Here is a 7131-nt window from a genome sequence, read left to right as displayed (position 1 = left end):
TTCCCCGAAGAGGTGCAAGGTCAGAAATAAGTGTCTTGTTTAAATTCAATTCTTCTAGCGGACAGTCTGCAAGTGGGGACAAGTTTTCGACTTTTGATTTTTGAAGAAATAATTGCTCCAATGGTTTTTCAGAAAGCGGACGAAGGTCGAGAAGGTTGGTATCTGAGATGTCCAACTTGGTTAAAGGCATCGAGTGAGTAAAAGATAGGTTTTGAGCCGAGCATCCGGACAAGTTTAATTCCTCAATGGGTAAGATAGCTAAAGATTCAAAATCGGTTGATTTAGATTGAACCGCGGAAAGCCTTTTAAGTTTAAACCTTTTAAATTCTCGAAAAGGAAAATTGCACCCCCTAGGAAGGCACAATGCCTCCAGTGAAAAAGATTGAATATGTTCAGGGTCAAAGGAACAGACTTTAGAAAAGTCCAATTCCCTAATGGGGAGATGGGACAAGTTGGAGAGATTCGAGAATTGACGATCGGAAAGAAAGCGAACGCCCAGTCCCCCAGGTATCAAGAATACATCTGCTGAAAAACCTAAGTTTTGAAGTTCTCTGGAGCACGAAATTGCGATTTCTGGAAAAAAGCGAGTCTGTCCGCTTTTTCTTCTTTGCAACTTGGAGGTGATCACTCTGCGGTCAAAAACAAATTAAAGGCTTATAGTTAAATTAATAGAAGCTACTTTGATTGTTTTGTAGTTACTGGCTTGATAAATATATTTTTCCAACGAATTTCTCCGCCATGTGTTTGTAATTGAATTGGGCCTCGGTCAATTAAGCTTTTTGCCCGTTTCCAGTACTTGGTAAGAGGAGCCTTATCGACGACCAATTTTTCGTTAAGCCAAACCGTTACAATATTTCCAGTCATTATGACTCGAAATTGATTCCATTCTCCAAAAGGTTTATCAGCATGAACAAGAGGATCGCGACCGGGGGCTCCCTTGCCATTATTCCAAAGTCCACCGGATCCTTTTTTTGACCCGTGTTTCCATTTCCCTCCTGCCTCAGTAGTATCCCAGATTTGAACTTGGGGTACTCCTCGCAGGTAAATCCCACTATCCGCGAGCGGCACGGTTTTATAATCTAATAGTAACTCAAAATCAGCAAAGTTCTCTACCGTGGTCAGAAAAAGACCTTGTCCATCATTAACGAGTTCACCGTTTTCAACGCGCCAGTGTTTATTTATATTAACTAGGCTGTCCGCCCTTTTTTTAGCAAGTTTTTCTTCGGGTAGGTTAACCCATGTGGATGGGTCAATCGTACCGAGCCCCCACCAGCCATCCAAGTTATTCCCATTGAATAGGGCTTTGAAGCCTTTGGGTTGGGCATGCAAAGATTGCAGGGAAAATCCAATTAATAAAAATAGATAGAGTGTTGGCTTCATGAACTAACTTTATGGATTATCGAAGGCTTGCTGGCAAATTGGAAAAGGTTAAGAAATTACGCCAAGGGTAGAAAGTGATGACCTAAAACATATCCATGTTCTTGCAAATATTCAGAACTTTTTTTCCTAACACCTCTTGCTCCTGCCAAAATTAGGATAAAACATTGTTTGGGTGATGGAATCTGTTCAATCGGGATAATGGGTAAGGTTGCAATTTGTTTGTTCATTTTTTTAGGGTCTAGATCAATAAAGCCAGAAATCTTAATCCCCTCTTTTTTTAAAAGACTGAAAAGTTCCCTAGCTACTCGACCGGCTCCCCAGCATAGGATGATCCTTTCACCTAAGCTAAATTCTTCTTCCAACCATTTGCGTAAATACTTGGCTTTAACTTTTTGAAATGCGGAAGGTGTATAGCCTAAATTCGTTCGGGAAGCTCGTTTGGGATGATCCCTCCATTTTAAAAGAACCTGCGGTAATTTTTCCATTACTACACCATGACCCATCCATCTTAACCAGAGTTCGAAATCCTCGGGTAATATGCCTTTTGCATAACCGCCATAACAATCGATCAGACTTCTACGGAAGATTATCGATGGGTGAGCAAATGGGCAGTCTACAAATCGATTCATTGAATGTTCCTCTGGAGTGAGGATCTCATTGGTCCACTGGACATACAATTCATACCCTTTCCTTTGGTTTTTAATGGCCTTGGGGAAAGGTTCAACTTGGCTAGATACTAAACCAACCTTTGTATTCTTATCCAAATGATCGACTTGAATCTCCATACGTTTTGGTTCCATAAGGTCATCACCATCCATCCTCGCAATTAAGGGGGATTTTGCTAGGTAGATAGCAAAGTTCAGGCAATCTGAGATGCCGTTGCCTGGGTTTTTAAAGATTCTTACACGACTATCTCTTTGGGCAAAAGTTTCTAAGATTTGATAGCTTTCATCAGTTGAATGATCATCAACTGCAATGAGTTCCCATTGTGACAGAGTTTGTTGTAGAATCGATTTAAGGCATTCTTTTAAGAACTTTTCTTCGTTTCGAACTGGCAGCACGATCGAAACTTTAGGAGGCATGCCTTTTTTGATCTTAATTAGATGATGATATTTGCCGAATCGCTTCGTAAACGGTTATACCAACGGAAACTGCAAGGTTTAGGGAGCGCAATTCGGGGGCGTACTTTGGAATGGTTAATCGGTTTCCTTCGACCCATTGATGTATGTAATCAGGAGCACCAGCACCCTCTTTTCCAAAAATTAAACCATCTCCGCATTGAAAACTTGCATCCCAGATAGTTTTTTTTGCATGAGTACTTAAGAGATAAAGTTTACTTGGTCGCTTGGGAGATTTAATGAAATCATCCCAGTTCTGATATTCATTAACCTCAAGGGACTGCCAATAGTCCATTCCTGCTCGCCTTAAATTCTTGTCGTTGATTTCAAAACCTAGAGGATGGATGAGATGAAGTCGGCAATTGGTAAAGGCGCAAAGCCTTCCAATGCTTCCAGTATTTTGAGGTATTTCAGGCTGGAAAAGAATTACATCTATCATCGCTTGAGAGAATTTTTCATTGCTTGATCAGCTTCTCTTTGGGCCACTCTCTTTTTTAAATCCTGCCTCTTATCTCTTTGGTTTTTACCCGTGCCCAATGCCAATTCACATTTGATTAAAGCACCTTTGAAAAAAAGCTTTAAGGGAACAATTGTTTTCCCCGAAGCTTCGACTGCTGCTTTTAAACGATCTAATTCTCTACGGTTTAAAAGTAATTTCCGGGGTCTTGTGGGTTCATGATTGTTTTCATTACCAAAAATATATTCGTCAATATAAGCATTGTACAAATAGAGTTGATCTTTATTGAAACGGGCAAACGATTCGGAAATCTGAGCCTTACCATTTCGAATGGATTTTACCTCTGTGCCTTGCAATTCAATACCAGCCACCATTTTGTCACCAAGTAAGAACTTATGCCTAGCTTTTGAGTTACTGAAGGAGGGCAAACGGTCAGCAATCTTTTTCTTGCCTGCCATGTTAGGTTATTTGGCGAAGATTAAACTACAGGTAGTTTTCCCATAGTCGTCTACTTGACTTGATCAGTCCTCGGAGTCTTCGTCCCAGGGTTGGTATGTGATTTTGCCTTCGATAATTTCGCGAAGTGCAACATCTTCCGGTTCTAATTTCTCCAAAGATTCGATCAGAGGTTTGCTCCCATGCTTTAGTTGCTTGGAGCGTCGAGAGACCAAGTTGATGAGGGCGTTAGGGTCCTCGACGATGGTTTGGGCTTCTTGTAGGTATTCGTCTCTCACAATTAGATTAGGTAATTAGATTTGTGCAAAAGGGTTGAAAGTTAGGGGAAAATGTGAAATTTGCAATGTATTTCTATTATGAAAGGCAATAACAATACAATTATGATTGGTAAGACGACTGTATCATCAAAAAAGGATGCTGAGAATATTGTTCGTAAACTTCTGGAATCAAATCTTATTGCATGTGGAGAAATTGAAGGCCCAATTTCAACTATTTATCGATGGAACGAAAAAATTGTTGAGGATAAGGAATGGAGAGTAACTGTGAAGTTCCCGAAAAATGTAGATCCGAAAATACAAAAAGAGGTTACTGAAATACACCCATATGAACTACCTCAATGGATAAATTGGGAGGTCGAAACTAGCCAAGATTTTAAAACTTGGGTAAGCTCAAAAGCTTCCCCTTAACTCGAGTGAATTATTCCTCTGGTTTTGTCTTAATTAAGGAAACGACGCGATCACCTTTTTTCCACTGTCCACGTTTGCGTAGCAACTCGACACGCTCAAAGCGCTTAAGTACGTTTCTGTTCTTGGACAGTCCTCCTGGAGGACTAAAACTTGGATGTCTGCTCATAAGTATATTTAATTATTGGAAATTGTATAATAATTCAAGTGAGAAAAAAGAATTATGCAGTTGCACCTATTGGTTCTGCTCCAGGTTCGATAGAGTCTTGTTCTTTCTCTGTTGTATCATTTGCTGATTCGCTTGAATCCTCGTTCTCCTTTTCCTCAGAATTTTTTTCTGAGGATTTAGTTATTTCAGAAATGATTTTACCATGATCGATTATTTCGTGGATGTGTTTTCCTTCAACTGTTTCGAATTCGAGCAGTGCATTTGCTGCTGCGTGCAAGGACTCAATATTTTCGGTAAGGATTTTTTTAGCTCTGTCGTATTGTTGGTCAATGATTTCTTTGATTGAGGAATCAATCTTTCGAGCCGTTTCTTCGCTGTAATTTTGAGCCCTGCTAAGTTCCTTGCCCAAGAAGACTTGATCCTGTTTATCACCAAAAGAAATCATGCCTAATTCACTCATTCCCCAGTCACAAACCATGCTGCGAGCAATGTTTGTAGCCATGCGAATATCTCCAGCAGCGCCACTGGTTACATCTCCGATTTCGATTTCTTCTGCAGCCCGGCCTCCCATTGCACAGCAGACTTGGTTAAGCATTCTTCTTTTGCTGTGATTTAAAATATCCTTTTTAGGCGTGAACATTGTGCTTCCAAGGCTTTGTCCTCTTGGGATAATGGTAACCTTGTGTATGGGAAGTAAACCATCGTCAGTTTTTGCCTGAACGATCGCATGACCGGCTTCATGGTAGGCAATTATTTTCCTATCCTCGTCATCCATGACCCTGCGGCGCTCGCGACCAAAAGAGATTTTTTCTCTGGCATCATCAAGGTCTATAGGTTCGACATGTTTTTTGCGTCTGCGAGCTGCAATCAATGCACCTTCATTTAGAAGGTTGGCAAGGTCTGCTCCCGAAAAACCAGCAGTTGCACGGGCCAAGGACTTGAGTTCAACCTCTTCTGATAGTTTAATTTTTTTGGCATGCACTTTGAGTATGGCGTCTCTACCTTCCAAATCCGGAAGGTCGATCATAACCTGACGATCAAACCTACCTGGGCGAAGAAGTGCATTATCTAAAACATCCGGACGATTTGTTGCAGCGATGATAATAATACCTTCATGACCATCAAACCCATCCATTTCTACGAGCAAAGAATTTAAGGTTTGTTCTCGCTCGTCGTTACCTCCGCCAAGCCCGGCACCCCGTTGGCGACCAACAGCATCAATTTCATCTATAAAAATTAAGCATGGTGCATTTTTCCTTCCCTGTTCAAACATGTCCCTAACACGGGCTGCTCCGACACCAACAAACATTTCTACAAAGTCTGAACCGCTTATACTAAAAAATGGAACATCTGCTTCACCGGCTACAGCCTTAGCGAGTAGGGTCTTGCCTGTACCTGGGGGACCTACCATGAGGACGCCTTTGGGGATTTTTCCTCCAATCTTACGAAATCTCTTCGGGTCTTTGAGGAAATCAACAATTTCAGAAACCTCTTCCTTGGCTTCGTCGCATCCAGCTACATTATTGAAAACAATTTTTTCATTTTCGCGGGTAAGTAACTTGGCTTTGCTTTTGCCGAAGCTGAGTGCACCCTTTCCTGCCATTCTCAATTGGCGCACAAAGAGAAAGTAAAGAAGACCGATAATCAGAAGAAATGGTAAAAGGCTGAAGAGCAATTCCGTCCAAATAGTGCTTGAGGGTTCTTCGCGAAAACGGGTCCCCAGTAAATCCCTGAGTTCTTTGTAATCTGATTCTGTTACCCTACCCTTGACCACAAAAGGAAGGGTTTTGTACTGATTCTCATCTATTTCAAAAGCGGGATTTTGGATTTTCCCTTGGATAATATACCAGTCCTCTCCGCCTTTCGGGTCACTTTGGATAATGGCTTTGTCCACCCGATCCTGCTTGGCAGCTGTTATTAAATCATCAATGGATGAAATCGAGAGTTGGCTAGGTGTGATTTCTCCCGATTGGACCATGACAAGCCCGATGATAGCAGCAAGTACTGCTAACCAAATTAATAAAACCTTGGGCTGGAAGCCTTTAGCCTGCCCATCCGAATCATCTTTCTTATTGTTTTCCACAGCGATACAATCATGTGTCTGATTGTTGGTAAGTCAAACGGATTACCCGTAAGTCAGCCTTGGAAACCTTGGCGGATTCTGCTGGTGCAAAGCCTGGTATCCATATGATTTCCTCTTTTTGATCCAAGAAAATGGGAGTGTTCATTTTTTTAGCTTTCGACCACTTTCGGTCGATCATCCAATCTGATAGTTTTTTGCTTCCTGGCGATCCGAGTGGGCGAAACATATCTCCTTCTTTTCGAGATCGTATGAAAAGATAATCTGGCAAAGTTTTCAGTGAAATAAATGCTTCATTCTGAGAATTTACATGCTTTCCATCAATCAGATCAAGAATGCGGGGATTTAGCATCATTTGTTCTGCTTGGACACTTCCACCGCATGGTAGGTGTATGGAATAGCTAAAAGACAAGGCTGTCTTTGGGATAAGAGCTAATTCATCTGAATATTCGAACTCTATGAATCCCCCCCTTTTCCTCACGCTAAATTTTTCGGCCATTTGTAATACTTTGAAATTGGCATTTTTAATTAATTGAACCAACCGACCAGTTTTTGCACTTAAGGGTATTGGGGGAGTAAGTTTGTATTCAATTTCCTCTAACCACTTAATCAGGACTCTTCTTTGGATGGCACAAGGCAATTTTATCAAACCCTCAAAATCTAATTTTTCTCCAGCTTTGCATGCACGATAAGATTCATGGGCATAATGATCTAGAGCCTTTGAATCTTGGCTTAAAAGATCAACTGTCTTAGCAACCCCTTGCAAAAGATCTCGATCACTTGCTTCG

At 41.2% G+C, this 7131-nt stretch carries 9 protein-coding genes and 1 pseudogene; 1 reads left to right on the top strand and 9 read right to left on the bottom strand.

The features are described from left to right. The 6 genes and pseudogenes from ACKPQ4_RS05515 to ACKPQ4_RS05490 all read right to left on the bottom strand — a co-directional run. Positions 1 to 628 (bottom strand): annotated as a pseudogene (locus tag ACKPQ4_RS05515) (hypothetical protein); the annotation flags it as partial. Between the two features lie 47 nt (positions 629 to 675). Beyond that, positions 676 to 1380, bottom strand: coding sequence for a 3-keto-disaccharide hydrolase (locus tag ACKPQ4_RS05510; protein WP_407680202.1), 705 nt, complete (start codon positions 1378 to 1380; stop codon positions 676 to 678). Between the two features lie 56 nt (positions 1381 to 1436). Next, entirely contained in the window at positions 1437 to 2462 is a 1026-nt protein-coding gene (locus ACKPQ4_RS05505; RefSeq protein WP_407680201.1) for a glycosyltransferase, read from the bottom strand. A 13-nt stretch (positions 2463 to 2475) separates the two neighbouring features. After that, positions 2476 to 2937, bottom strand: a complete 462-nt coding sequence (locus ACKPQ4_RS05500; protein WP_407680200.1) for a tRNA (cytidine(34)-2'-O)-methyltransferase — start codon at positions 2935 to 2937, stop codon at positions 2476 to 2478. Further along, positions 2934 to 3413, bottom strand: coding sequence for an SsrA-binding protein SmpB (smpB, locus tag ACKPQ4_RS05495; RefSeq protein WP_407680199.1), 480 nt, complete (start codon positions 3411 to 3413; stop codon positions 2934 to 2936). The genes ACKPQ4_RS05500 and smpB overlap by 4 nt, the downstream gene beginning before the upstream one ends. 63 nt (positions 3414 to 3476) lie before the next feature. Continuing rightward, positions 3477 to 3689 carry a DNA-directed RNA polymerase subunit omega gene (locus ACKPQ4_RS05490; RefSeq protein WP_407680198.1) on the bottom strand — a complete coding sequence of 71 codons (213 nt, stop codon included), beginning with the start codon at positions 3687 to 3689 and terminating at the stop codon, positions 3477 to 3479. A 78-nt stretch (positions 3690 to 3767) separates the two neighbouring features. On the opposite strand from ACKPQ4_RS05490, the gene cutA reads away from it, so the two are divergent. Next, positions 3768 to 4097 (top strand): divalent-cation tolerance protein CutA, encoded by a 330-nt coding sequence (gene cutA, locus ACKPQ4_RS05485; RefSeq protein WP_407680197.1) that lies wholly within the window; start codon positions 3768 to 3770, stop codon positions 4095 to 4097. Positions 4098 to 4107: 10 nt separating this feature from the next. On the opposite strand, the gene ACKPQ4_RS05480 is transcribed toward cutA, so the two are convergent. From ACKPQ4_RS05480 to tilS, 3 genes are all read right to left on the bottom strand, one after another. Beyond that, positions 4108 to 4263 (bottom strand): small basic protein, encoded by a 156-nt coding sequence (locus ACKPQ4_RS05480; RefSeq protein ID WP_407680196.1) that lies wholly within the window; start codon positions 4261 to 4263, stop codon positions 4108 to 4110. A 52-nt stretch (positions 4264 to 4315) separates the two neighbouring features. Next, positions 4316 to 6346, bottom strand: coding sequence for an ATP-dependent zinc metalloprotease FtsH (ftsH, locus tag ACKPQ4_RS05475; protein WP_407680195.1), 2031 nt, complete (start codon positions 6344 to 6346; stop codon positions 4316 to 4318). Between the two features lie 10 nt (positions 6347 to 6356). Further along, on the bottom strand, positions 6357 to 7131 hold a 775-nt coding region (gene tilS / locus ACKPQ4_RS05470; RefSeq protein WP_407680194.1), incomplete at its 5' end, for a tRNA lysidine(34) synthetase TilS.

It is taken from the genome of Candidatus Chordibacter forsetii, assembly GCF_964187505.1.
Classification (GTDB): Bacteria; Verrucomicrobiota; Verrucomicrobiia; order Opitutales; family Seribacteraceae; genus Chordibacter; species Chordibacter forsetii.
Note: the sequence above shows the minus strand (reverse complement) of the source record. Positions and strands in the feature narration are given on the sequence as shown.

Coding starts and splice junctions, on each gene's coding strand:
- ACKPQ4_RS05510 (WP_407680202.1), bottom strand. CDS start 1,380: ATGAAGCCAACACTCTATCTATTTTTATTAATTGGATTTTCCCTGCAA.
- ACKPQ4_RS05505 (WP_407680201.1), bottom strand. CDS start 2,462: ATGCCTCCTAAAGTTTCGATCGTGCTGCCAGTTCGAAACGAAGAAAAG.
- ACKPQ4_RS05500 (WP_407680200.1), bottom strand. CDS start 2,937: ATGATAGATGTAATTCTTTTCCAGCCTGAAATACCTCAAAATACTGGA.
- smpB (WP_407680199.1), bottom strand. CDS start 3,413: ATGGCAGGCAAGAAAAAGATTGCTGACCGTTTGCCCTCCTTCAGTAAC.
- cutA (WP_407680197.1), top strand. CDS start 3,768: ATGAAAGGCAATAACAATACAATTATGATTGGTAAGACGACTGTATCA.
- ACKPQ4_RS05480 (WP_407680196.1), bottom strand. CDS start 4,263: ATGAGCAGACATCCAAGTTTTAGTCCTCCAGGAGGACTGTCCAAGAAC.